The 26,858-nt window shown below is 31.6% G+C and carries 24 protein-coding genes; 21 read left to right on the top strand and 3 right to left on the bottom strand.

Features of this window, described 5'->3' with window-relative positions:
• Positions 1 to 85: 85 nt before the first annotated feature.
• The 11 genes from J8L88_RS06170 to pdxH all read left to right on the top strand — a co-directional run bounded on the left by J8L88_RS06170 (position 86) and on the right by pdxH (position 12,912).
• A complete protein-coding gene (locus J8L88_RS06170; RefSeq protein WP_211060252.1) occupies positions 86 to 2,881 on the top strand; it encodes a gliding motility-associated C-terminal domain-containing protein in 2,796 nt (931 codons plus the stop codon).
• Between the two features lie 3 nt (positions 2,882 to 2,884).
• A complete protein-coding gene (locus J8L88_RS06165) occupies positions 2,885 to 3,802 on the top strand; it encodes a type IX secretion system membrane protein PorP/SprF (protein WP_118386411.1) in 918 nt (305 codons plus the stop codon).
• 3 nt (positions 3,803 to 3,805) lie between these two features.
• Positions 3,806 to 5,863 (top strand): OmpA family protein, encoded by a 2,058-nt coding sequence (locus J8L88_RS06160; RefSeq protein WP_211060251.1) that lies wholly within the window; start codon positions 3,806 to 3,808, stop codon positions 5,861 to 5,863.
• 174 nt (positions 5,864 to 6,037) lie between these two features.
• Positions 6,038 to 7,864, top strand: a complete 1,827-nt coding sequence (rpsA, locus tag J8L88_RS06155; RefSeq protein ID WP_027391195.1) for a 30S ribosomal protein S1 — start codon at positions 6,038 to 6,040, stop codon at positions 7,862 to 7,864.
• Positions 7,865 to 8,057: 193 nt separating this feature from the next.
• Positions 8,058 to 8,717: a hypothetical protein gene (locus J8L88_RS06150; protein WP_211060250.1), complete on the top strand. Its 660-nt coding sequence runs from the start codon at positions 8,058 to 8,060 to the stop codon at positions 8,715 to 8,717.
• 148 nt (positions 8,718 to 8,865) lie between these two features.
• The gene (gene pyrR, locus J8L88_RS06145; protein WP_027391197.1) at positions 8,866 to 9,405 is read left to right on the top strand and encodes a bifunctional pyr operon transcriptional regulator/uracil phosphoribosyltransferase PyrR; all 540 of its coding nucleotides are present in this window, start codon (positions 8,866 to 8,868) and stop codon (positions 9,403 to 9,405) included.
• A gap of 58 nt (positions 9,406 to 9,463) precedes the next feature.
• Positions 9,464 to 10,393 (top strand): aspartate carbamoyltransferase catalytic subunit, encoded by a 930-nt coding sequence (locus J8L88_RS06140; RefSeq protein ID WP_027391198.1) that lies wholly within the window; start codon positions 9,464 to 9,466, stop codon positions 10,391 to 10,393.
• 4 nt (positions 10,394 to 10,397) lie between these two features.
• Positions 10,398 to 10,730 carry a ribonuclease Z gene (locus J8L88_RS06135; protein WP_108804469.1) on the top strand — a complete coding sequence of 111 codons (333 nt, stop codon included), beginning with the start codon at positions 10,398 to 10,400 and terminating at the stop codon, positions 10,728 to 10,730.
• A gap of 53 nt (positions 10,731 to 10,783) precedes the next feature.
• On the top strand, positions 10,784 to 11,236 hold the full coding sequence (locus tag J8L88_RS06130; RefSeq protein ID WP_211060249.1) for a thioredoxin family protein: 453 nt from the start codon (positions 10,784 to 10,786) through the stop codon (positions 11,234 to 11,236).
• A gap of 60 nt (positions 11,237 to 11,296) precedes the next feature.
• The gene (locus J8L88_RS06125; RefSeq protein ID WP_211060248.1) at positions 11,297 to 12,202 is read left to right on the top strand and encodes a ribonuclease Z; all 906 of its coding nucleotides are present in this window, start codon (positions 11,297 to 11,299) and stop codon (positions 12,200 to 12,202) included.
• Between the two features lie 59 nt (positions 12,203 to 12,261).
• Positions 12,262 to 12,912, top strand: coding sequence for a pyridoxamine 5'-phosphate oxidase (gene pdxH / locus J8L88_RS06120; protein WP_211060247.1), 651 nt, complete (start codon positions 12,262 to 12,264; stop codon positions 12,910 to 12,912).
• Between the two features lie 41 nt (positions 12,913 to 12,953).
• Here the strand turns inward: pdxH and J8L88_RS23740 are convergent, their stop codons facing one another.
• Positions 12,954 to 15,176, bottom strand: coding sequence for an OmpA family protein (locus tag J8L88_RS23740; protein ID WP_211060246.1), 2,223 nt, complete (start codon positions 15,174 to 15,176; stop codon positions 12,954 to 12,956).
• A gap of 348 nt (positions 15,177 to 15,524) precedes the next feature.
• Between J8L88_RS23740 and J8L88_RS06110 the strand changes: the two genes are divergently transcribed.
• The 4 genes from J8L88_RS06110 to J8L88_RS06095 all read left to right on the top strand — a co-directional run bounded on the left by J8L88_RS06110 (position 15,525) and on the right by J8L88_RS06095 (position 19,716).
• Positions 15,525 to 16,010: a histidine phosphatase family protein gene (locus J8L88_RS06110; protein ID WP_027391204.1), complete on the top strand. Its 486-nt coding sequence runs from the start codon at positions 15,525 to 15,527 to the stop codon at positions 16,008 to 16,010.
• On the top strand, positions 16,011 to 18,116 hold the full coding sequence (ppk1, locus tag J8L88_RS06105) for a polyphosphate kinase 1 (protein ID WP_118386404.1): 2,106 nt from the start codon (positions 16,011 to 16,013) through the stop codon (positions 18,114 to 18,116).
• A gap of 5 nt (positions 18,117 to 18,121) precedes the next feature.
• Complete coding sequence (locus tag J8L88_RS06100) at positions 18,122 to 19,030, top strand: Ppx/GppA phosphatase family protein (protein WP_108804462.1); 909 nt, start codon at positions 18,122 to 18,124, stop codon at positions 19,028 to 19,030.
• A gap of 131 nt (positions 19,031 to 19,161) precedes the next feature.
• On the top strand, positions 19,162 to 19,716 hold the full coding sequence (locus tag J8L88_RS06095; protein ID WP_211060245.1) for a porin family protein: 555 nt from the start codon (positions 19,162 to 19,164) through the stop codon (positions 19,714 to 19,716).
• Positions 19,717 to 19,726: 10 nt separating this feature from the next.
• Here J8L88_RS06095 and J8L88_RS06090 read toward each other — a convergent pair whose 3' ends face one another.
• The gene (locus J8L88_RS06090) at positions 19,727 to 20,377 is read right to left on the bottom strand and encodes a Crp/Fnr family transcriptional regulator (protein ID WP_027391208.1); all 651 of its coding nucleotides are present in this window, start codon (positions 20,375 to 20,377) and stop codon (positions 19,727 to 19,729) included.
• 243 nt (positions 20,378 to 20,620) lie between these two features.
• On the opposite strand from J8L88_RS06090, the gene J8L88_RS06085 reads away from it, so the two are divergent.
• The 6 genes from J8L88_RS06085 to J8L88_RS06060 all read left to right on the top strand — a co-directional run bounded on the left by J8L88_RS06085 (position 20,621) and on the right by J8L88_RS06060 (position 26,179).
• The gene (locus J8L88_RS06085; protein ID WP_211060244.1) at positions 20,621 to 21,166 is read left to right on the top strand and encodes a DUF4440 domain-containing protein; all 546 of its coding nucleotides are present in this window, start codon (positions 20,621 to 20,623) and stop codon (positions 21,164 to 21,166) included.
• A gap of 128 nt (positions 21,167 to 21,294) precedes the next feature.
• Entirely contained in the window at positions 21,295 to 22,572 is a 1,278-nt protein-coding gene (locus J8L88_RS06080; protein ID WP_211060243.1) for an alanine racemase, read from the top strand.
• Positions 22,573 to 22,583: 11 nt separating this feature from the next.
• Positions 22,584 to 22,856: a phosphopantetheine-binding protein gene (locus J8L88_RS06075; RefSeq protein ID WP_211060242.1), complete on the top strand. Its 273-nt coding sequence runs from the start codon at positions 22,584 to 22,586 to the stop codon at positions 22,854 to 22,856.
• Between the two features lie 130 nt (positions 22,857 to 22,986).
• Positions 22,987 to 24,570, top strand: coding sequence for a class I adenylate-forming enzyme family protein (locus J8L88_RS06070; protein WP_211060241.1), 1,584 nt, complete (start codon positions 22,987 to 22,989; stop codon positions 24,568 to 24,570).
• A gap of 2 nt (positions 24,571 to 24,572) precedes the next feature.
• Positions 24,573 to 25,451 carry an alpha/beta fold hydrolase gene (locus tag J8L88_RS06065; RefSeq protein WP_211060240.1) on the top strand — a complete coding sequence of 293 codons (879 nt, stop codon included), beginning with the start codon at positions 24,573 to 24,575 and terminating at the stop codon, positions 25,449 to 25,451.
• Between the two features lie 2 nt (positions 25,452 to 25,453).
• Positions 25,454 to 26,179: a DUF6733 family protein gene (locus J8L88_RS06060; protein WP_027391214.1), complete on the top strand. Its 726-nt coding sequence runs from the start codon at positions 25,454 to 25,456 to the stop codon at positions 26,177 to 26,179.
• Positions 26,180 to 26,236: 57 nt separating this feature from the next.
• Here the strand turns inward: J8L88_RS06060 and J8L88_RS06055 are convergent, their stop codons facing one another.
• Positions 26,237 to 26,818, bottom strand: coding sequence for a tRNA-(ms[2]io[6]A)-hydroxylase (locus tag J8L88_RS06055; RefSeq protein WP_027391215.1), 582 nt, complete (start codon positions 26,816 to 26,818; stop codon positions 26,237 to 26,239).
• Between the last annotated feature and the right edge of the window lie 40 nt (positions 26,819 to 26,858).

Below are 26,858 nucleotides of genomic sequence, written 5' to 3'. Positions count from 1 at the left end.
GCTTTTCGAATACCTGTTAATTTTATTTCGTTTTTATAGGTAACAAAAAGCTTAAAAATGATACTTACAGATAAATAAATTGATTTTGAAACAAAACTACACAAAGTTACTTTTCGTTTTATTAATATTTTTTGGCGGTATTGGAGATGCTTTTTCTCAATGTAGCCAAGAACAAATGATAACCATTTGTGATATGGAGACTATCGATTTCGATTTCGATGGTATTCCAGATGGTATTATTAATTTGTATGATGAAACAGGTATCGTACCGGAATCAGGAGATTTTTGGGAATCTACAGGAATAGAAGAAGGTGAAGAAGGAATAGAAGCTTCTGGAGTTTTAAGATTATGGCAGTTAAGAAATGCTTCTGATCTTTATTTTTTTGAACTTAAGAATCCGAATTGCCCAGATGACTATAGAGTTAGAGTTAATGTGAAACTCGGTCCATATGCTGGTATTGCAGCAACAACTGGTTTCTTTCCTGTTTGTGATAATGATGATATTTGTACAGCAGGATTTGAAATAGACATTAACCTTTTTGATACATTAGAGTCAAGAGAAGGGTTCGCTCTTCCTCATCTAAACGGTATATGGACTTATACCGGCTCTCTACCTTCTGATACATATATTCTAAGCGGCTCAAACTTTGGTACAACCATTGAAAATAATGGTGGTTTCCCTGTGGATAGTGAAGATTTTAGTTTTAGGTATACCGTTTTTAATGTAGATACTTGTATTACTGAATTTGTAGATGTTCAGGTAACTGTAGTAAGACCGGTTACGGCAGGTTATGGATCATCATTCTCGATTTGTGAAGGTGATATTGGATCATGGGATATGGATATTAATTTATTTGATGACCGATTTTTAAATGGAGAAGAATTAGGTGGAAGTTGGGAAGACGATGATAATACTGGCCAAATTACAAGTGCTACGGATGCAGTAATTAATTTGAAAGAGGTCTATGATGCGTTTAGAGCTTCTCCAGAATATGTTCCAGGTTTTAGTTGTATAGATTTTAGTTATACCTATAAGATCAACAGTAGATCTCCAATATGTCCTAATGACGAAGAAACGGTAATGTTTGTTATATATGAAGAGTTAAGGCCATTTGCTCCACAGAATTCAGTGGAAGAAATTTGTCCTAATTCGTCTCCGGCTCAAATTAACCTTTTTGATTTACTTGAGTTTGAACCCGGTTACGTTTATACGGATGGTTCATTAGTGGATGATTTTGCGTATTGGACATTTCTTGGAGGTATTCCTTTCAATGGTGATCTTAATTTAGAAAATAATTTAAATGATACACCAGAAGATGAACAACATTTAGGACCAATTACTATTGCGGGAGCCAGACCAGGGAGTTATAGATTTAGATACGATGTGGTTCCTAGACAAAGCTGTGGTGCAACATTTTCTTATTCCGGTGATGTTTGTCAGCCTATTAGTATAGAGAGCAACCCTTGTCCTACTATTTCTACTATAGTTACAATTGTAATTTTACCTCATGATTATGCAGGAGAAGATACTTTAGATCTAATTATATGTAAGACAGATGCCAATCAATATAGTTTAAGAAGTTTATTAAACTCAGATGGACGAACTATAGAAGAAGGGATTTGGACAGATAATAATAATGGGGGTAACGTAGTTGATGATTTATTCTTGGTTCCTGAAGAAATTAATGACCCAATTTCGTATTCCTTTACACATACAACAACGAACCCTTCTGGGTGTGTTGATGAAGCTTTATTAGAGTTTACAATTTATAAAGAAGCAAATGCTGGAGCAGGAAGTGGTACCGCTACATCACTATGTTCAGATAATTTAACGGTTACACTTTTCAATCTTTTAGAAGGTAATCCTGATCCAACAGGAACGTGGATTGGACCTTTTGGTTATATGTCACCAGATCATCTAGGTATTTTTGATGCTTCAGATAATACACTACCAATTCTAGGTCCGGGAGATTATGTATATACTGTTGGAGGTAATGTCGGTTGTAGTTCTCAAGATCAAGCAACAGTAACTATAGCTATTGTAGAACCAGTAGAGATTGGTAATGATAGAAGTGATTCTTTTTGTGAAATTGATGGACGTGTTAACTTATTTACAATTTTAGATAATAATACACCAAGAACCGGAACTTTTCAGGATATAGAAAATACAGGTGCTTTAACTCCAGATGGAGTGGTAGAGTTTGATTTATTACCAAATCCCGATAATGAGGTTAATAAGATTTATAATTTTAGATACGTAATTCCTAACACTGCACCTTGTAATGAATCTTCATTAAATGTAGAAGTACAAATCATAGATTTACCAGAACCGAATGTTCCGGATCAAGAATTCTGTATTCTTGATGGTAAAAGATTAGATGATATTGAAGTGGATGTATTAAATTATAATTGGTATCCTACATTAGAAAGTGATATGCCTATTATTGATAATCCATTACTTTTTGATAATCAAATATATTATATCGCAACTGTAGATGCTGATAATTGCGAGTCAGAAAGAGTAACGGTTGCTGTTAACATTCTTAATATGGGTGAGCGATTCTCTAATGGAGATATATGTGCATTGGATTTTCAAGATGGAGTCTCTCCAGATGGAAATAATCAAAATGATACCTTTGATTTGTTTATTGAGGATGAATTTAATATCCCAGTTGCTTTTCCGGATTTTGATTTGAAGATATATAACAGATACGGAGCAAAAGTATTTGAAGGAAATAGAAATACTGAGGAGTTCCGGGGAGAAAGTAATGTTTCTATTCGATTGGGAGATGATTTACCATCTGGAACCTATTTCTACATTTTTACACCAAACTTTGAAAACAATTTTCCTATTCAAGGAAGCTTTTACCTAAGCAGATAAACAATGAAATCACGATTAATTTTTAGTATAGCGATAGTTTTCTGCTCGGTATTGTATGCACAGCAGGAACCACAATATTCTCAATATATGTATAATATGAGTACGGTAAACCCGGCTTATGTTACGAACCAGAGTGGATTGATTTCTACTGGTTTATTATATAGAAGACAATGGACAGGAATTGAAGGTTCACCAGAAACAGCAAATGTATTCGGAAACATTCCGCTAAGTGAGAAGATAGAATTAAGTGTTAATTATATAAATGATAGAATTGGTGAAGCAATTAGCACCAATAACAATTTCTTTAATGTTGATTTCGCATATATTACACGGATATCAGATCGTTTTAAATTATCTTATGGTTTAAAAGTAGGAATTAATAGTTTTAAATTAGATGCTTCTGGTTCTGATGTAGCAGATGATCCTGCCTTTGCTGCAAATAATTCTGAATTACAGCTAAATATAGGAGCGGGGTTATTCTTGTTTTCTAATAATTTTTATGCTGGTATTTCTTCTCCAAATTTATTACCTAATGACGTAGCTGTCGATGGTATTGGTGTTTCTCAATCAAAGACCCATTTATATGGAGTTACAGGTTTTGTGTTTGATCTAGTAGATGAGGTTAAACTTAAGCCATCTATGGTTATAAAGCAGGTTTTAGATTCTCCACTTACATTCGATATTTCTCTTAATTCTTTGATTTATAATAGATTTGAATTAGGAGTCTCTTATCGTTATGAGGATGCTTTTATCGCATTAGCTGGATTTAATATAACGAGAAATCTAAAAGTAGGATATTCATATGATTTTAGTACAAGTGAATTAAGTGGGTATAATAATGGAAGTCACGAAATAATTCTATTATACAATTTCGATTTACTCAATTTTAGTAATAAATATACATCTCCAAGATTTTATTAAGATATGAAAACTAAAATAATATTTGTATTCATCTTATTGATTACACAGCTTATATTTTCTCAGAAAAAGAGTAGAGCAGATCGTTTTTTTAACAATGGAGATTATATAAATGCGGCATTGCAATACGAAGAAGAATTAAATCAAGAAGGATATGAAAAACACATTCTTGAAAATATTTCTATTTCATACTACAATACATTTCGGTTTAAAAAGGCATATAGATATCTTAAGGTTCTGACTTCGGGTAAGTTTTATGGAAAGGATAAGTCTTATGATAACTCATATAATTTTATGATGCATCAAGTACTTTCTTCCTTAGGTAAATATGAAGTAGCTGTTGATTTCCTGGCATTGTATAAAAAAAACCAGGTAACAAATCCATTAAATAAATTAGATGCAATTGCGACAATAGAAGCTTTTAAATTAAAAGATGATGATTATGTTGTGAATTCTGTAGCGTTTAATTCTGAAGCTTCAGAGTTTGGAGCGGTAAAATTAGATAGTACCGTGTATTTTGCATCTGACAGAAGTTCTCATGGTTTTATGAATCAAAAATATAAATGGACGCATAGACCATTTTTAGATATATATACTGTTAAGGTTGATAGCAATAATATAGGAGTCTCCGAAATTGAGGCTCTTTCTGGAGAAGTTAATTCTAAACTCCACGAAGGTAATTTTTGTTTTACTTCGGATGGTAATACTATATATTTTTCAAAAAGTAATTCAGAAAAAGGGAAAAAGAAATTTGATAGTCTAAGAAATAATGCAATTCATTTATATAAAGCTAAAAGAGTTGATGGAGAATGGCAGAAGCCAGAAAAATTAAAATTTAATAATAAAGAATATTCTATAGAACATCCTTCTATTTCTGCAGATGATAGGATGTTGTATTTCTCGTCTAATATGCCAGGCGGATATGGGGATTTTGATATTTATGTTTCCGAAATTAATATGGATGGAACTTATGGAGAACCAATTAATCTTGGTTCATCTATTAATACAGAAAATAGAGAACAGTTTCCGTTTATTTCTAAAGAAGGACATTTGTTTTTTTCTTCTAATGGTCACTTAGGATTAGGAATGATGGATGTTTTTGTCTCTGAATTAAAAGAAAATCAATTTACAAAACCAGTAAACTTAGGTGCACCAATTAACTCTAGCTACGATGATTTTTCCTTAACGTATTATAATGAAAAAGACGGTTTTTTTGCATCGAATAGAAAAGGAAAAACAGATGACGACATCTTTTCTTTTTCTCAGATAGGAGAAATATTTTTGAAAGAATATATGGCGAATTTTGAGGTTAGAGATTTTGCTACAGATAATTATGTTTCCAATGCTGATGTGTATTTACAAAATGCAGAAAGGCAAAAAGTGTACGAATCTACACTAGATTCAATCTCAGCGTTTAGTTTATCAATTTTTCCTGGAAAATATGATTTTAGAGCCTCATCTATTGGATATAAATCAAATATTAAGCCTATTCTAGTGAAAGAAAAAGATAATGAAACTTATGTGATTTATTTAGAAAAGGAAGTAGAACCTGCAATTGTAGAGAATTCTAAGGAGCGACAAACAGAAGCTGTTACTACTTCTGAAGCTACAAACAAAAAAAGAAATGAAGAGCTTACTACAGAAGAATTAAGATTAAAGCTACTTTCGGATAAAGTAGGACCTCCTGTTATCGAAAAGAATGGAAAGTTGTATTTTGATCTTCCACCAATTTATTTTGATTATGATAAATGGAATATTAGAGCAGACTCTAAAAAAGTATTAGATGATTTTGCTTTAAAACTAGAAAAGTATAACACAGTCTACATTAAAATTTCTTCACATACGGATAGTAGAGGTACTGATTCATATAATCAAGTGTTATCTGAAAAGAGAGCAGAATCTACACGTAATTATTTGGCATTAGTAGGTTATGTAAATGCAAGAAGGATGCAGTTTGAAGGATTTGGAGAATCTGCACCTTTAATTGATTGTGATACTAAAAACTGTTCAGAAGAGGAACATCAGATAAATAGGAGAAGTGAGTTCGAGATAACTAAATTTTAAAGAGGTTTAATATAATTCATAATACTTTGTTTTCTAATAAATTAAATTGTATTTTTGCAGCCCTTTTTAGCGAATAAGAGAGTATAAAAAGGATAAAAATAATTTAATTTAACGCTTCTGTATAGGTTTTCGCTTTGATTCTCAAACAAATACAGGATACAAATTTTATCTTCAATGTCTGAAGAAACAAAAAACACAGACGTTCAGGAAGTAGAGGCTCCAAAGGCAGCTCCAGCTGTATCTCCTCAACAAGAAAATCCTGAGCAATTTTTAAAAGATTTTAACTGGCACAACTACGAGGAAGGTATTGACCCAATCGCAGATTCTAAACTTGAAGAGTTTGAAAAGCTAGTTGCAGAAAACTTTGTTGACACCCTAAATGATGAAGTAGTAGATGGTACAGTAATTAACATTACAGATCGTGATGCTATTATTGATATTAACGCAAAGAGTGAAGGTGTTATTTCATTAAATGAATTTCGTTACAACCCAGATCTTAAAGTAGGTGATAAGGTTGAGGTATTAATTGATGTGCGTGAAGATGCAACAGGTCAGTTGATATTATCTCACCGTAAAGCTCGTGTAATCAAGGCTTGGGATAGAGTTAATAATGCTCACGATACTGGCGAAATCGTAAACGGTTTTGTTAAGTGTAGAACTAAAGGAGGTATGATTGTAGATGTTTTCGGAATTGAAGCATTCTTACCAGGTTCTCAAATTGATGTAAAGCCAATCCGTGATTATGATGCATATGTAGGTAAAACAATGGAATTTAAAGTGGTTAAGATTAACCATGAATTCAAAAACGTTGTTGTATCGCATAAAGCACTTATCGAGGCTGATATCGAAGAGCAGAAGAAAGAAATTATTGGTCAATTAGAAAAAGGTCAAGTATTAGAAGGTACTGTTAAGAATGTTACTTCTTACGGTGTATTCGTTGATCTTGGAGGAGTTGATGGACTTATTCATATTACTGACCTTTCTTGGTCTAGAATCAACCATCCAAATGAGATTGTTGAACTTGATCAGAAGTTGAATGTTGTAATCTTAGACTTCGATGAGGCTAAGACACGTATCCAATTAGGTCTTAAGCAGTTGAAAGCGCATCCTTGGGAAGCTCTTGACAACGAACTTAAGGTTGGTGATAAAGTAAAAGGTAAAGTAGTTGTAATTGCAGATTACGGTGCGTTTATCGAAGTTGAAGAAGGAGTAGAAGGATTGATCCACGTTTCAGAAATGTCTTGGTCAACTCATTTGCGTTCAGCACAAGACTTTGTTAAAGTTGGTGATGAAGTAGAAGCTGTGATTCTTACTTTAGATAGAGAAGAGCGTAAGATGTCTCTTGGTGTTAAGCAATTAACTCCAGATCCTTGGACTGACATTACTACAAAATATCCTGTAGGTTCTAGACATACTGGTATCGTTCGTAACTTTACTAACTTTGGAGTTTTTGTAGAGTTAGAAGAAGGTATCGACGGTTTAATTTATATTTCTGATCTTTCTTGGACTAAGAAAATCAAGCACCCATCTGATTTTACAAATGTTGGAGATAAGCTTGATGTTGTTGTTCTTGAATTAGATGTAGAAGGACGTAAATTAAGTCTTGGACATAAACAAACTGAGGATAATCCTTGGGATAAGTATGAAAAAGAATTTGCTGTAGGAACTAAGCACACTAATACTATTGCAGAGATTGTAGACAAAGGTGCTACAATTGAGTTCAATGAAGATATTGTTGCTTTTGTACCTTCACGTCACTTAGAAAAAGAAGACGGTAAGAAACTTACTAAAGGAGATGAGGCTGAGTTCCAAATCATTGAGTTCAACAAAGAATTCAAAAGAGTTGTAGCTTCGCATACTGCTTTATTTAAAGAAGAAGAAGCTAAGATTGTTAAGCAAGCTGCTAAGAAAGCTGCTGCTAGTAATTCTGAGAAAACCACCCTTGGTGATATTGATGCGTTAGCAGATCTTAAAGCTAAAATGGAAAAAGGAGGTAACTAATAATCTCTTTATTTTCATAATAAATACTAAAGACCGTTCGTATGAACGGTCTTTTTTTATAATTTAACTGAAAAAAGGGGTGTTGTTTATACTGGTTTTGGTGTGTTCGAGATTGAATGGTTTATCGAAATTTGCGGTAAATTGATCAATAATGGGGAAAAGTCTGTGGGTCCTACTTTTAAGTATTTTGTTTATGAATTTATCGAATAGTCAGAATATGCATACCGAAGAGGAATTAAAAATATTCAAAGAAAAAGTTAATCAAACCATAGAATTAGGTAGAGCTACTATTGTGGATATTGCGGCAAACGGAATTAGTAACGATACTGAATCTCTTATTAATGACGAGAACGTCCTTATTTCTGTTTGGTATAATAATGCGGAGGTAAAGGTAGAATTCAGGGAACGTTCTCCAATAAAATACCTTGCTTATGGAGAAGAGTTTTATTTTCAGGTTGTTGTAAAAGTGTCTATAGATAGAGTTTCTGGTAGTGGTGGTTCGGTAGTTAGGAATTCTGAGAATGAAACTTCTAGATCTGGTTTTTCTTCAACTTATTTATATCGATCTACTAATAATACTAAAGCCGCTATTGATCATGTATTGGAATTGAATAATACCAATGACCCTAAATATCATATCAACGCATCTTCGCAAATATATACCATTATAAGAGAACAAAATAGCTATTATGATATGCAGATCTATGATAGATATTCAATAACATATAAGATAGATAAAAAATCAGGTAAAATATATGATTATAGAAATCCTTATAAAAACTTTTATCCAACCCCAGCAAGTGCTCCTCACTTTCCAATGCCATTTGGCCCATGGATAGAAATAAAAGAATAGTAGTCTTTATTTTTATTGTTTTGTAATAGAAAAGGTTATACTGTCATTTTATTATTGAGTGTTGATCTGAATATTTTAAAGCTAGACTTAGGATGGATTAATTCTAAATTTTCATTACTTTTGTATACCAAATGTCTATTTGGAGATTATGAGTCAGAAATTACTACTTAGTGCAAAGGAGATAGATATTATTCTGCACCGTTTGGCTTGTCAATTAATCGAAAATCATACTCATTTTGAAGACACTGTTCTGATTGGAGTTCAACCAAGAGGTATCTTTTTAGCGGATAGAATAAAGGAAGTCTTAGTTAGGGATTATGGGTTGTCTAATGTAAAAATGGGACATCTTGATATTACTTTTTATCGAGATGATTTTAGAAGAGGAGAAAAGCCTTTAGAAGCAAATAAAACACATATTGATTTTACAGTAGAGGATAAAAGAGTTGTTTTTATTGATGATGTTCTATATACAGGTCGTAGTATAAGATCTGCATTAACTGCAATACAGTCTTTTGGTAGACCAAGAGAAATAGAGCTACTTACATTAATTGATCGACGTTTTAGTCGTCATTTACCAATTCAACCTAATTATAGAGGTCGGCAGGTAGATGCTATTAATCAAGAAAAGGTAAAGGTCCATTGGGTAGAAAATGGAGGAGAAGATGCAGTTTATTTAGTAAATAATTAAAGTTCAATAATTTCTGAAGTATATTCATACATTAGAAATATAATAACAGAAGAGAAGAATGAGTGAATTAAGTGTAAATCACTTACTAGGAATTAAATATCTCACTAAAGAAGATATTAATCTCATTTTTGAAACAGCTGATCACTTTAAAGAGGTGATTAATAGACCAATTAAAAAAGTTCCTTCGCTTAGGGATATTACAATAGCTAACCTTTTTTTTGAGAATAGTACAAGGACAAGATTGTCATTTGAATTGGCGGAGAAAAGATTATCTGCAGATGTTATTAATTTTTCAGCAGCATCATCTTCGGTTAAAAAAGGAGAAACACTTATAGATACGGTTAATAATATCCTATCAATGAAAGTGGATATGGTTGTAATGAGACATCCTAATCCTGGAGCCGGTGTTTTTTTATCAAAGCATGTAAATGCAAGTATTGTAAATGCTGGAGATGGAGCTCATGAACACCCAACTCAAGCGTTGTTGGATTCGTATTCTATACGAGAAAAATTTGGAGAAGTAGAAGGAAAAAAAGTTGTTATTGTTGGTGATATTTTGCACTCTAGGGTTGCACTTTCTAATATTTTTGCTCTTAAATTGCAAGGAGCAGAGGTAAAGGTATGTGGCCCCAAAACATTAATACCAAAATATATAGACAAACTTGGTGTTACTGTAGAAACAAATCTTACAAAAGCACTCCAATGGTGTGATGTAGCAAATATGTTGCGAGTACAAAATGAAAGAATGGAGATTAGTTACTTTCCATCGACAAGAGAATATACCCAGCAATTTGGAGTAAATAAAAGGTTATTAGATAGCCTTGATAAAGAGATTGTAATAATGCATCCTGGACCTATCAATCGTGGTGTTGAGATCACGAGTGATGTAGCTGATTCTAAACAAGCCATAATTTTAGATCAGGTTCAAAATGGGGTAGCAGTGAGAATGGCTGTCATTTATCTTTTAGCTTCGAAAATAAAACAATAAACTTATGATATTCAATAAAGAAGGTTCTACAACCATAATAACACAGGAAAAAGCGACTGTAGTAGAGTTCGTAAAAGGAATTGAAGATAGATATGAATCGATGAAAAACGACAATATTGTAGCTAATTTATTTTCGTTAAAGGATTTATCTGTTAATGATGTAAATGAATTTCTTAGAGTTTCGAACAAACATAAATCAAATAAACGCTCTTTTGTAATTGTTACCGACAAGGTTTCTTATGACGAAGCGCCAAAGGAAATTACTGTTGTACCGACGTTAATAGAAGCTTTGGATCTAATTGAGATGGAGGAAATAGAAAGAGATCTAGATTTTTAAAAATATTTTAATTAATTCTGTAATCTAAAGTAATTTTTTACGTCATAATACTTATGAATAAATTAGCCCCATTTATTCTTGTGTTGATATTCTTTATTTCAGGTAATATTCATGCACAAGACTGGAAATATGACTTTGACGAAGCAATAAAGTTAGCGAAAGAAAAAGATCAAAATATTGTTTTACTGTTTACCGGATCTGATTGGTGTCCTCCATGCATTAAATTAGAAAGAAAAGTGTTTTCTAATCCAGAATTCAAGAAATTCGCAGATGAAAAGTTTGTTTGGTTAAAAGCTGATTTTCCTAAAAGAAAGAAAAATAGATTACCAGAAGAACAAAGCGATAAGAACTATGAATTAGCAGAGCGCTATAATAAAAAAATGGTGTTTCCAGTTATATTGGTTATAAACAAAGAAGGAACAGTTCTTGGCGCTACAGGATATAGGAAGATGTCAGCGAAACGTTATATGGATTTGCTAACTACTTTTGATTCTTTTGGAAACTGATATAGATTAATCTTCTAGATTAGGTTATCTTGAAACTTTTTAAATTTAAGAGATATAAAATTGAAAGTAACAATTTTAGGTTGCTACTCTGCGACACCAAGAACATTCACGAATCCAACTTCACAGGTATTAGAAATAAATAATCATATTTTTCTTATTGATTGTGGAGAGGGTACACAGGTTGAACTAAGAAGAAATAAGATTAAATTTTCTAGAATTAATCATATTTTTATTTCACATCTTCATGGAGATCATTTTTATGGACTTGTTGGTTTGGTTTCTACGTTTAGGATGCTAAATAGAGAAAACCCGCTCCATATATATGGACCTAAAGGAATAAAAGAAGCAATTACACTACAACTTAAGCTATCTAATTCTTGGACAGATTATCCATTGCATTTTCATGAACTGACGAATACAGATTCAGAATTAGTGTTCGAAGACGAAAAGGTAACAGTTCGGACTATACCGCTTCAACATCGAATTTACTGTAATGGCTTTTTATTTCAGGAAAAACCAGGAGATAGAAAGTTATTGATGAGTAAAGTTCTTAATTATGATATTAATAAGGCTTATTATAAGTCTATTAAGAAAGGTAAAGATGCCATATTACCAAACGGAGATGTTATTCCTAATGCGGAGTTAACAGATGATCCAGCACCGGTAAAAAGTTATGCTTTTTGTAGTGACACTAGATATGATGAAGAAAAAATTTCCTTACTAAATAAAGTAACAGCTTTATATCACGAATCAACTTTTTTAGAAAGTCATAAGCACTTGTGTCAGAGAACTGGTCATAGTACGGCTATCGAAGCCGCCACAATAGCAAGTAAAGCGGATGTAGAAAACCTAATTCTAGGTCACTACTCTACGAGATATGATAATATAGAGAAGTTTAAAGAAGAGGCTTCTACAGTATTTGATAATGTTGTAATAGGAGATGATGGTAAAGTTTTTGAGTTCTAAAGAAAGAAATACGTTTTTTCATATTACATTTAAACTATAAATGTGCTAATTATAAAATAATGAATAGAGATCTTACGGATTATAGAAAATCTTATGATAAAAAGGCTTTAGAAGAAAACGAATTACCAGTCTCTCCATTTCTTTTGTTTTCGAATTGGTTTAAAGAAGTAGAAGAAGCAGGTGGAGTAGAAGAGACTAATGCTATGAGTTTAACAACTTTTGGATTAGATAGTTACCCTAAAACGAGAATTGTATTGCTCAAACATTTCGATGAAGAAGGATTTGTATTTTATACCAATTACGAGTCTGAAAAAGGAAAAGCTATGGCTGCAAATAATAAAGTCTGTATTTCTTTCTTTTGGCCTAATTTAGAACGTCAGGTAATTATAAAAGGTGTAGTTAATAGAATTTCAGAACAAAAAAGTAGTGATTATTTTAATTCTAGACCAAGGGGAAGTCAATTAGGAGCTTGGGCTTCTGAGCAGAGCAGTATTGTTGAGTCTAGAGCTTTTTTAGAAAGCAAATTACTAGCATTAGAAGAAAAATATAAGGAGAAAGAAATTCCTAAACCTGACTTTTGGGGTGGGTATTGTGTGACCCCAGTAGAATTTGAATTTTGGCAAGGAAGACCAAATAGACTTCATGACAGAATTCGATATGCCCAACAACAAAAAGGTAACAACTGGGTAACAAATAGGCTGTCACCGTAACTAGGTAGAAGTAATTAAATTTCTTATTTAGAAATTAAAAATTACATAATCACAAAACTTGATCTACGGTTTTTTCGATATTCTTCTTCAGAACAGTCTTTACCATCTTTACATTTGTTTACCGGTTTAGCTTCTCCAAAACCAATATAAGATAGAATTCTATTTTCAGAAATATCTTTACTAATAAGATACTTATAAATAGACTCGGCTCTTTTTTGAGATAGTGTAAGATTGTAATCTGTATCTCCACGACTATCTGAGTGAGTTTCTATTTTTATAACCATTTCTGGGTATTCGTTGTTCATTAACGATACGACCTTATCTAATTCTACAATAGCTCTTTCTGTGATATCCCATTTGTCAAACTCAAAATATATTTCATTTAACTTAATAAGGTCATTAATAGTTTTATCTAAAGAAATTGAAGAATCTAAATTAGATTCAGGATCTGTACTGATATCAACAATATCCTCATTGTTAATTCCGGTATTGCCCGTGTTTTCAGATTTATCTGAAGTGCTTAACTCTACTATATTTTTATCTAACTCTTTAGAGCGAGTTGCGAAATCCGTATTAAAATTAGGACAATTTAAACCACTCATATCAACAGCTAGTTTAAGCTGATAATAATCAGGAAGATTACATTTGTTTATATGATTGTATCCTTTACTGAATTTTTTAGTTTCATTAAGGGAACCATTAAACTCAGCAATCACAGGTTGATCTACAATAGTAATTTCGCCAGTTTCATTTAGTAAATCACAACTGGTATTTACTTTAATAGAATAACGAATTTCAAAAGGTTCGCTATCAATTTTTACCATTTTATTAGGTACAGAGAAGCTTACAGTTCTTGTTGATTCATCATAAGATACTTTTATTTTCTTAGAAGGAAGTACAACTGATTCTTTGAAAAATAAAACGTTTTCTGGCAAAATATCTTTTATAACTGTGTTTTTAGCATCGTCATTACCATCATTATTTATAGTTAAACTATAAACAATATCTTGATCCGGTGCTACAATATCATTTGGAAAAACAAAACTATTATCTGTGTAACGAGATCTTTTTATGATCTGAATAGCCGGTTCATATATCTCTACACTAAATGCTACAGCCATCACAGAATAACCATCATTATCTGTTAATAATCTAAAACTAGACTTCGTTTGGTTGTTACCAATAATACTATTTCTTGGATTTTTTATATCAAATAAATCAGCATCATACCCAAGTGTGTTTTGACTTGCCGGAACCCTAGAAGTAATATTTTTCCCGTTTTCAGTAATGTTCGCATTAAAGAAATTGTTCATTGGGTTGGTGTTATCTGTAATACCTTTGTACTTATTAGTCTCATTAGACATTACCTGAAAACGATCACCTCGTATTCCTTTATCTCCTTCATAAGAAATAACACCAATTTTTCCGTGAACAGCGCCTTCAGGAATTGTTTGGAAATTATCAAAAGAGAATTCTACCGGTTTTGCTTTGGAATCGATATTAACAAAACCATCATATATATAAAAACGTTTTCTAGGCTTGGAGTTATCTTCATAAATAACAACCATTGTCCATCCGCCTGCTAGACCATTTCCAAGAGTAGCATCATCATTAACTTCTGAAGTGGTGACCGGAATATTTGCAACCGTATAGGTACCCGTAGGGTTTTCCAAATTCATTACTTCTTTAGTAATGTCTTTGTAGCAAGAATATTGCTTAAACAAAGATTTAGAATCATTATAATAGTCATGTATTATTTGAGCATCCTTAATAGTTGAATAAGAATTATTACCAGGATATTTGATTTTGATAGAAGAAATGTCGTGTTCTCTATTCTCATCCGCATAAGAGGCCGTCCAATAAAGTCCAACATGTTTAATAGCAGCACATCCCGAAGTGATATCAAGATCAGCGCTACTAGAATTAAAAGTAGAAGGGTCATTATCAATATCTATGAATCCCATTCTAAATTGATTATTTAATCCTCCATTGTTATAACTCTTATTAGGATCGAATTGATCTGTACCATCATCATTGCTTACTTTACCAAGAATAGTATTAGAGACAAATTTAAAGTCACCTTTGATGGTAAACTCCGTTCTTTTTTCAAGAGGAACTTCTACCTGAGCTTGTAAATTAAATGAAAAACATAGTAGAATCAGCATTATGCTAACATACGTTTTTCTATAATTTATTATTTGATTACTTATTTTTTCCACTTTTCCTTTTTTATTCCCTATTCTATATAACTTAAATCTTGTCACTAAATTGCGTTTAATTAATCAGGGTAAACGTCTTCATTTTAAGGGGAAACCGTAGGTAAATTTAAATTTTAACATTTGATTATGTAAGTAAAATCTGTTCTTTTCGATATAAAATACGCTTTTATCGATTAAGTGTAGGGTATTACCCGTCTCATTTTCACATATTTATGTTTTAGTTTGTAAATAATTCCCGTTTCCTTATGGTTTTAGATTCATATTCATGAAAATTATACTTATGGATAGTTTTTTTTTAGAATATTCTTTTTTATCATTTTATTTATAGAATTGTAAATGCTTATTCTTAAACTTGCGTATATAATTTTATTTTACTTAAACTTTTTCTGAAGTATGAAAACTTTATATATTATTAGGCATGCTAAATCCTCTTGGGAGTTTGATTTAGATGATCATAAACGACCCTTAAATAACCGAGGCTTGAAGGATGCTGATTTGATCGGAAAAGAGTTAAAAAACCTTATAAACTCTATTGATAAGGTTATAAGTAGTGATGCGGAGAGAGCCAAAAGTACCGCTAGGATTATATTAAATAATCTAGAGGTTCATGATGCTATATTTAGTTTAGAGCCAAAGCTTTATGATTTTAATGGACATCAGGTGATAGAAGTTATTAAAAATTGTGATGATAAGGTACATGCTCTTATGATTTTTGGTCATAACCACGCATTTACTTCTATAGCAAATCTTTACGGTAGTGAAATGATAGATAATCTACCAACAGCAGGTGTTATAGGTATTCAGTTTGATATTGATAGTTGGAAAGATATAGGTGTAGGAAAAAACATACTGACTCTTTTTCCTAAAGATTTGCGATAAATGGTAGAAAATCAGGTAAATAAATATATAAATCGAGAATTAAGTTGGTTACAATTTAATGCTAGAGTGTTACAAGAGGCGTCTGATGATAGTGTTCCGTTATTAGAAAGGCTAAGATTTATAGGTATATTTTCTAATAATTTAGATGAATTTTTTAAAGTACGTTATGCGGCAATAAAAAGAATTGATCTTGCAGGTAGGGATGGTAAAAATGTCCTTAAAGGTAAAACTGCAAGCGAGTTATTAGAACAAATTACCAAAATAGTTATTAAACAACAAGCGGAAAGTTTAAAAACGATTAATACTATTGGAGAAAGACTAAAAGAACATAATATTTTTATTATTAATGAAAATCAAGTAACTCCAGAACAAGATAGTTTTATTCGTAGGTATTTTGTAGATAAGGTAAGTCCCGCCTTGGTAACCTATATTTTGAATGATCTAGATAAGTTTCCACACCTTAAAGACAGTGTAGCTTATCTGGCGGTAAAATTAGTGTTAAAAGATAAAGTACCTAAAGAGGGTACGATATCTAAGATTTTACACCAGAAAACAAAGGAAAAAATCTATGCACTAATTGAAATTCCTAAGAATACCGATCGTTTTGTTGTATTACCAGAAAAAGATGGTAAAAAATACATAATAATTTTAGATGATCTAATAAGGTATTGTATGCAGATCAACTTTAGTATTTTTGATTATGTAAGTGCTTCTGCACATATGATCAAGATTACTAGGGATGCACAGCTTGATTTTGACAATGATTTTAGTAAAAGTTTTATAGAAAAAATTTCTAGTAGTGTAAAATCGAGAAGAGATGGAGAACCTGTGCGATTTGTATACGATAAGACTATAGATAAGGATACACTTAATTTCTTAATGGAAAAAATGGGTGTTGATAATGCCGATAGTATTATTCCTGGTGGTAGATACCATAATCGAAGAGATTATATGAATTTTCCAGATTTAGGTAAAAAGGAATTAGTATATCAGTCATTGATTCCGTTAACAATTCCTGGATTAAGTTTACAAGGAAGTCTTCTGGATAAAATAGCTAAAAAGGATTACCTGCAATATACTCCGTATCATACATTTTCTTATACCGTTAAATTCTTAAGAGAATCAGCAATTGATCCAAAAGTAAAGACAATTAAGATTACGATATATCGATTGGCTAGTATTTCTCATATTGCTAGTTCTTTGATAAATGCAGCAAAGAATGGAAAAAAGGTTACTGTGCAGATAGAGCTTCAAGCTAGATTTGATGAACAAGCAAATATTAGTTATGCGGAACAAATGCAGAGAGAAGGAGTAAACTTAATTTTTGGTGTTCCAGGTTTAAAAGTTCATTGTAAAGCTTGTGTTATTGAGCGAGAAGAAAAAGGTAAATTAAAAAGATATGGATTTATTAGTACAGGAAATTTTAATGAATCTACGGCCAAAATATATACTGATTATACCTTGTTTACTACCAATGAAGCTATTTTGAAGGAGACAAATAAGGTGTTTAAATTTTTTGAAATTAATTATAAAGTAAGTAGATATAAGCATTTATTTGTATCACCTCATTATACCAGAAGCTCATTGACTAAATTAATTGATTCTGAAATAGAGAATAGTAAAAAAGGAAAACCTGCTGGAATTAAACTAAAATTAAATAGTTTAAGCGATTATAGTATGATCGATAAACTTTATGAAGCAAGTAGAGCAGGTGTAAAGATTGATTTAATAATTCGAGGTATATGCTGCTTGATTCCAGGAATTCCAGGGATGAGTGAAAATATTAGAGCGATCAGTGTGGTAGATAAGTTTTTAGAACACCCAAGGCTTTTAATATTCGAAAACGGAGGAGACCCTAAGGTTTTTATATCCTCTGCCGATTGGATGAGAAGAAACTTAGATAGACGTGTGGAAATTACCTGCCCTATTTATGATGATGATATTAAAGATGAATTGATAGATACATTCGAAATATGTTGGAGTGATAATGTCAAAGGCCGAAAACTTTCAGAAAATCAGGATAATGGGTATATTCGAAACGACAATGCGAAGGTAAGATCTCAAATTGCTACTTATGATTATTATTTAAGAAAACTAGGAAATTAAATATTTTGTTGACTATAGAAAAATATGGGGCTATTGATATAGGTTCTAACGCTGTTAGATTACTAATTAGTAGTGTACATGAAGAAGAAGGGAAGACCACAAGGTTTAAGAAAACTAGTCTAGTGCGAGTTCCTATTAGATTGGGAGCTGATGTGTTTTTGACGAATAAAATTTCTGATGAGAATATTAAAAGGATGATTGATACCATGCAAGCATATCAACTTTTAATGAATACTCATAAGGTAGTTAGATATAAAGCTTGTGCTACATCTGCTATGCGTGAGGCTGAAAACGGCAAGGAGGTAGTAGATCTAATTAAAAAGAAAACAGGAATTCAGATTGATATTATTGATGGGACTAATGAAGCTGCTATTATTGCAATGACCGATCTTCATGATTTAATTAATACCGATGCAACTTATTTATATGTAGATGTAGGAGGTGGTAGTACTGAGTTTACACTTTATCATAATGGAAATACAATAGCTTCTAGATCTTTTAAATTAGGTACAGTAAGATTGCTTAATAATGTCGTTTCAGAAAATACTTGGAAAGAAGTAGAAAAATGGATAACGGATACTACTAATGGATATTCCAGGTTATCATTAATTGGTTCTGGTGGAAATATTAATAATATCTTTAAGAATAGTGGAAAGAGTAATGGGAAACCGTTATCATTTTTATATTTAAGTTCTTATTACGATCTTTTAAACTCTTTAACCTATGAAGAACGAATATGGGAGTTAAACTTAAATCAAGATAGAGCAGATGTTATACTACCAGCTACTAAGGTATATTTATCAGCTATGAAATGGAGTGGAGCTAAAGATATTTTTGTTCCTAAAATTGGTTTGTCAGATGGGATTATAAAATCTTTGTACAGTGAAAAACTAGAAAATCGATTAAAGACATAAAAAATCAACTTATCGACTTTTTGTCGATTTATCATTGGAATATTTGGCTTAAACTATCTACATAGTCTTTAAAATTACTTTTTTTGTGTTAAATTGCTTTAGGAACCAAATTGATTATAAATACTTATGTTATGAATAAAATTTTACTTTTACTTTTTGCCTTATTTATAGGTACTGTTACTATCAACGCTCAGGAATCAAGATACGGAATTAGAATAGGAGCAAATTTAAGTTCTATTAGTTCTGATGATATCACCGGGGATTTAGATGAGAGTAGAATAGGTGTTGTAGTTGGTTTTTTAGCGGACTATAGATTAACAGATAAATTAAGATTACAACCAGAATTTCAATATTCTGGACAAGGAAATAAAGATAGAGACTTACGAGTTAATTATCTTCAATTACCTGTAATGTTAAAATACAATATTACTGATCTTTTTAATGTTCAATTAGGACCACAAGCCGGACTTAAGATATGGGAATGGGAAGATAATCAATCTAGTGATACTGATTTTGGTACGTTTGATTTTGCCGGAGTAATTGGAGTTGGAGTGAATATCACAGATAACTTTTTTGTAGATCTTCGTTATGCTTTTGGATTATCTAATGTTTTTGATGATGGAGCGGGTATAAACATAGATGGAACAAACCGAAATATTCAATTATCTGTTGGTTATAGATTGTAATTACTTTACTTTAAAATCCTTTCTGGTAGTCAAAAAAACCTTTTTTCAAAATAATTTTTTGCTGATTGGATTCAATTAGTAGATCTTTTTTAAGTTTATTAATTATTTTATTTATAGTAACTCTTGTTACCCTAATGTAATTAGAAATTTCTTCTTGATTGAGGGGTATATCAATGATGATATTTTGATTGTTATCTGATATTGATTCAAACTTTTCCATGAATTCTAGAAGAACATTGATTAAACGTTGTTCAGCACTATTATTTGTTAAAGTTCGTATTCTTCTTTCTAATTGGAAATATTGATTCCCTAGTGCAATCAGTATATCTTTATATTTGAAATGATTTTCTTTTATATGATTCCTCACCTGCTGAATGTCAAATTCATATAATATAGTTTCTTCGTTAAGCGATTCACAAAAGTAATTTGTGTACGAATTATCTATAATCGGGTTCGACCCAAAAACTTGCCCTTTGCTTAGTACGAATAGTATTATTTCATCTCCTTTTTCTGTTAGACTACTAACTTTTACAACTCCATTTTTAATGATGTAGAATTTGTTACATATATATTCTTGATTAGTTATAATTTCTTTTTGATCATAGCAGTTCCGCTTATATTGATCGGCTTTTATAAGGCCATCTAATAAATTAATATACATTCTCTTTTTTGATTTTTTACGGTAAATCTTTATGAAATGTTAAAATAATATCGATTTAACGTTTAAAATCACATTTGATTATCATTATTACATATTTTTTTTATGGTATTCATGTCATTTATTATCGCTCATAACTATAATAAAGTAAAGTTTGTGTTAGAATATTTATAACTAAAAAATTGTAGCTGCTATAATTTCGAATCTTATAAATATTAATTTTTAACTCTTAAACTCAAACCAGTTATGAAAGCAGTTAGTCTAAAACCAACTTGGACGTTTTTTATCGGAATTTTTGTCTTAATCTTATCATCATCATTTTTGGCAGCTACAAAACCAACTCAAGCTGAAATTAAATACAAAGATTCTGTAGTTAGTTATTTCGGAATTGAAAATGTTACGGAAAAAGACCTTTTAAAAGAAGCAAAACTTATTGATAAAGCGGATCGTCGTTTCGAATCTAAATGGAGGAATAAAGATCCAAAAGGAATTTCAGAAGAATACACGAGCAAAGGTGCGGTTTTTATGAAACCAGGAGTCAAACCTAGAATAGGAAGAATCCAAATTGAAAAAGAATTTTCTCTAAGTGTAAAATCGGTAGATAGAGTTGAATTTTTTCAGGATGAATTACAGTTTTTTGGAAAAATGGATGTGGCCTTTCAAAGATGTCATATGCTCGGTTATTTAGATTCAAAAAAAGAGCACGTTTTCGAAGGGTCATATGTGATTCTATGGAAAAAAGAAAATGGCCATTGGCTTATAGAGTATGATATGTTTAATTCAGATCAATAGAATTCCAAACCTTCCTTAAAACACTCTTAAAACTTAATACTTAATAAGAATATAGTGCTCAATGGAGTAATATATCTTACTGTAGTTAAACATGTGTATCACGTTTACTACTGATAATTACTAAAAAAATGAAAAACAATAATAAAGAAATAATATCTGCTGTAGACAAATATGGAACACCAGCATATTTTTATGACGGAGAACAATTGATTACCAATTATCAAAATTTAGTTAATGCATTACCTTCTTGTGTGGATGTATTTTATGCTCTTAAAGTAAATCCAAATGTTTCTTTGGTAAAATTGCTACGAGAACAAGGAGCCTGTACAGAGGTATGTTCTATCACAGAAATGGAAATCGCTCTTAAAGCTGGAACATCTGTTCATGATATCATTTATTTAGGTCCTTGTAAAAAAGATGAAGAGCTTAAAAAAGCCATCGCATTAAACATATTTGCTATAGTAATAGAATCTGAAGTAGAATTGGAAAGAGTCTCTTCTTTTGCTGGAGAATTGGGAGTTACAGCTAATGTTGCGATTCGCATTAATCCAGACTTTTCTGCAGAAGGATCTCCTTGGAAAATGGGAGGTAGGCCTACTCATTTTGGGATTGAAGAACAACAAGCGATTCGTGATTTTAAAACTTATTTGCATACACCGAATGTAAATATTAGAGGTATTCATGTATATAATGGTACAAATATTTTAGAAGCTAAATCAGTATATGAAAACACTAAGTATATTTTAGAATTATACGAAAAGATTGTTGAAAAATACAATTGCGAATTCACTATGGTTGATGTAGGGGGAGGAATGGGAATTCCATATTTTAATAATCAAGAAGAACTAGACCTTAAGGAATTTCGAAACTTAATGGTTCCATTATTCAATAGCTTTCACAAAAGGTTCCCTAACACTAGAATCATTATGGAATCTGGAAGATTTATAATTGGTACCGCAGGCTCTATGGCTGTTAAAGTAAATAATATGAAATTTAATCATGGAAAAACTTTTGTTGTAACGGATGGAGGTACTAATTGCCATTCTGCAGCAGCGGGCTCAGGAAGAGTGGTAAAAAGAAATTTTCCAATGAAAAATATATCTAATCCTGATGATAGTTTTGTAGATAAGTATCAGGTTTCAGGACCGTTATGCAGTCCAGATGATATTATTGGACGCAATATTATGCTTACTAAAGTAAATGTATCTGATATTTTGTTAGTTGAGTTGTCAGGAGCTTATGGTCCAACATCTTCTCCTGGACTTTTTCATAGTCATGGGTTCCCTTCTGAGGTATTATTATATCGAGGAGAAACCTACCTTATTAGAGGTAGTGATACAACAGAAGATATTGTAAATAAGCAAATACTAGTAAATTTTAAACAAGAAGAACCAATCTTAAGTTAATTGATATAATAATGGATACTGATAAAATTTTAGATATAATAAAAGACGGTTTACTAGATAGTATTCCGAATATTACCAAAGAAGAGATCTTAATAGAATCTCATCTTAAAAATGATTTAGGAATTGATTCGCTTTCATCTATGTTTTTTCTAACATATTTAGAAGATAATATTAATGGTTTCGAGGTAAACCCTGATAATATAGAAGCCAAACACTTCAATACGTTACAAACAATTTTCGAGTATGTACTTACCGAAATGAACATAGATGTTTCTGTTTTATAACGTATAAAACTTCCATTTTAATTATTGTAGAGGAATTCTAGATTTCTTTACCGCAAGTACTTATTGATACTCTAATCATTTTAGAAGTATCAATAAGCTACTTGTTAATTCAACTTATAAATATTTTATAATGATACCAAAAATTCAAAATTTCTTGGAAGAATCTGCACACCTATATCCTAACGAAATAGCTGTAGTATTCGGAGAAGAAAGATTTTCATTTTCTGACATAAATAGACAATCCGATTCACTTGCTTCGTATTTTCAAAATATCGGTGTTAAAAGAGGAGATCGTGTTGTACTTCAATTAGGAAATGCTATAGAGACTGTCATCTCTTTCTGGGCAGTTCTAAAAATTGGAGCTGTTGTAATTCCTGTAGGAACTGAGCTAAAATCTAATAAAATTGAATATATACTTAATGATTCTGGTGCTATAGTTTTAATCACCAAAGAAGATATAGCAGTTCAGAATATAGAACTATTAGATAACTCAAAGCTTAAAAAGGTTATTATTCCTAATAAATCATTAGATCTAGAAGAAACCTTATTTGTTGATTTTGGACGTGTATCTAATAAAACGGAAAAAGAACTTGTTTCTTCGAGAACAATTAGTGTTGATTTAGCTGCTATTATATATACCTCTGGTTCTACCGGTGAACCAAAAGGAGTGATGTTAACTCATCAAAATATGATTGCCGCTACGAATTCATTAAATAGTTATTTGAGGTATAGTAAGGAAGATAAAATTTTATGCGCTTTACCCTTATCATTTGATTATGGTTTATATCAAATGATTATGAGTATTTCTGTTGGAGCAACATTAGTATTAGAAAAAGAATCCACTTGGCCCATATTTCTATTAAAAAGAATAGAAAAGGAGAAAGCAACAATAATACCTGCAGTACCAACGATGATCATGCTATTATTTGAGCAAAATAAGAAACATCGTTTTGATTTAAGAAGTGTACGTTCCGTAACAAATACTGGAGCTGCCCTAACGAGTAGTAATATTCAGATGATCAAAAATATATTTCCAAAGGCTCAAATATTTTCAATGTATGGCCTAACAGAATGTAAGAGATGCACGTACTTGCCTCCAGAAGATATTGACAATAAACCGGATAGTGTAGGGATAGCTATTCCAAATACTGAACTATGGTTAGTGGATTCTGATGATAACAAAATATCTACTCCAAATACAATAGGTCAATTAGTAATACGCGGTGCAACTGTAATGCAGGGATATTGGAATAAACCAATTAAAACATTAGAAAAACTTAAACCAGGTAGATATCCAAGTGAAAAAGTATTGTATACCGGTGATTACTGTACTATTGACGATGATGGATATCTCTATTTTATAGGTAGAATGGATCATATGATTAATTCTAGAGGTATAAAAGTTAGTCCCAAAGAAGTCGAAGATTATATAGGAAATATTAAAGAAGTCAACGCTGTTGTAGTAACAGGTGTTCCTCACGCTGATTACGGAGAAGCGTTATTTGCGTTCATTGTAATTAACTCAAATGAATCAATTACAGAAAAAGAGATTTTATCGCATTGCTCATCTAATTTAGAAAATTATAAAGTACCAGAGTATATTCAGATTATCGAATCAATTCCAAAAACTCCGAATGGAAAATTTAATGTAATTGTATTAAAACAAAGAGCATTAAAAATTATAGAAGAAGCTAATAATACGATATCTATTTAATTATGGAATTAGTATTGGATATAGAAGGTTTTAAGATTAGTGCTAAAACCTGGGGAGATAAGACAGGTCAACCGCTGCTTGCTATTCATGGTTGGTTGGATAATGCAAATACATTCGACAAGATAGCACCATTACTTTCTGAGGATATTTATTTAGTCGCTCTTGATTTAGCTGGTCACGGTTTTTCTGATCATCGATCGGTTAATGATTCCTATTATTTGTGGGACTATGCGATTGATATATTGAATGTAGTAAGCATATTAAAATGGAAGAACTTTTCGATTCTTGCACATTCCATGGGCACGGGAGTGGCAGCTATTATTGCGGCTGCAATGCCCGAATTTATGGATAGATTAGTTTTTATAGATGGTTTAGGTGCTCCTTTTGTAATTAATGAGGGGGATGTTGTATCTAATTTTAGAAAATCCACAAAACAACTGAAAATGGCTAAGAAGACCAAGTTGTTTGGTTTTTCTTCAACAAATTCTTCTCAATTTAATACTAGGGAAGAAGCTATTAAGGAGAGAATGAAGAGTAACATCAGTAGTATGTCGTATGATGCATCCGCTTGCTTGATAGGGAGATCTTTGTCTCAAACATCTAATGGATATCGATGGCGGTATGATCCACGTATTACCTTACCAGAATGTTATAAGATGACAGAAAGACAAGCGCAACTTTTTATTGAAAAAATATCTTGTGAGGTACTTGTTATTTTAGGAAAAGAGGGCCTTTTCTCAAATGGAATGTTTAGCGAAAGGCTTAAGAGGTTTAAAAAAGCTAGTGTTCATTGGGTTACAGGTGGTCATCATCTGCACCTCGAAGAAACACATATAGAAACCTCAACATTAATAAATCAATTTTTACAAACAGAATTTTAATTATGAAAAAGAATATATTAACGATTATAGCATGCTTATTAATGATGTATGCCTCTAGTGCTCAGGAAAAAAAAGAACAGAATAAAACTACATTTGCAACCAAAATCATTCATAATAGTGTTGCAGGTTTTTATCCTATTTTCTTTGGTAACTTTGAAACGAATAGAAATTTTGATATTACCTTTTATACTATTTTTTGGACAAATCCATCTTTTGGAAACTTGCCATCCGGAAGTGATCTATTGTTAGAAACGTCTGTTGGATTAGGATTTAAGTTATTAGATAAATCTTTATATATTAATCCATCTTTTGGTTTCACTAGTGGTAAGTTTTCATCTAATAGCACAGGAACTAAAATAGGAGAAGGAATTGTTCCGAGTGTTTATGTAAACTATCAAAAGGGTTTGATTGATTTTGAAGGATATATATCTTACTATAAATCGATACGAGAAGATGATGGTATCTTGACCAAAGATTATCTTTTAAATTGGATGGCTCCGGGAATAAGTGTTAGTAAGCGTGTAGTTTTAGGAGCTTTTTATGAATCCTTTGGAGTAACGAGACAAGAAGAAGGAGATCCTTTATTAGTATATCAGTGGTTAGGAGGGTCAATTAAACTAAAATTTGATAAAGGAATTGCTTTTAGAATATCGGCAGGAGCAACCTTAAATACGGATGCAGGAACCTCTGATGAGTTTTATAAAGTTTCTGCATTTATACCATTATAAATCATACAGTAATTTGCGTAAAGCGAGTGTAAAAAACAAGTTATACTCGCTTTATACTTAACCGTGAATTGATTCTTTTTTACTTAGAGATTTCATGATATCTGCTTCGAAATCCAATAAATCCTGCCATTTTTGATCAACTTCTTTGCGATCTCCATACTGACGGGCAAAGTTTAGAAACATAGTATAATGATTAGCTTCACTAACCATTAAATCTCTGTAAAACTTAGCTAATTCTTGATCTTCTAATTCTTCTGATAAAAGTTTAAAACGTTCACAACTTCTGGCCTCAATTAAGGCTGCATATAATAGTCGATGTACTAATTGCGTAGTTCTACTACCACCTTTTGGAAAAAAAGTAACTAATTGAATGACATAATCATCTTTTCTATCTCGACCTAATGTCCATCCACGGGCAATGATTTTATCATGTACCATTTTAAAATGACTGATTTCCTCTTTAACTAGTTTAGTCATCTCCTGTACCAATTCTGTATATTCGGGGAAACTAACAATTAATGATATGGCAGTTGATGTTGCCTTTTGCTCACAATAGGCATGATCCGTAAGGATTTCTTCAATGTTTTTTTCTACAATATTTACCCATCGCGGATCAGTTGGGAGTTTTAAACCTAGCATCATCTTGTTTCAATTATAATAAGCAAAATTACTATTTTGA

The organism is Aquimarina sp. MMG015 (assembly GCF_018100855.1).
GTDB lineage: Bacteria > Bacteroidota > Bacteroidia > Flavobacteriales > Flavobacteriaceae > Aquimarina > Aquimarina latercula.
The sequence above is the reverse complement of the archived record's forward strand: the minus strand, read 5'-3'. Positions and strand labels throughout refer to the sequence as shown.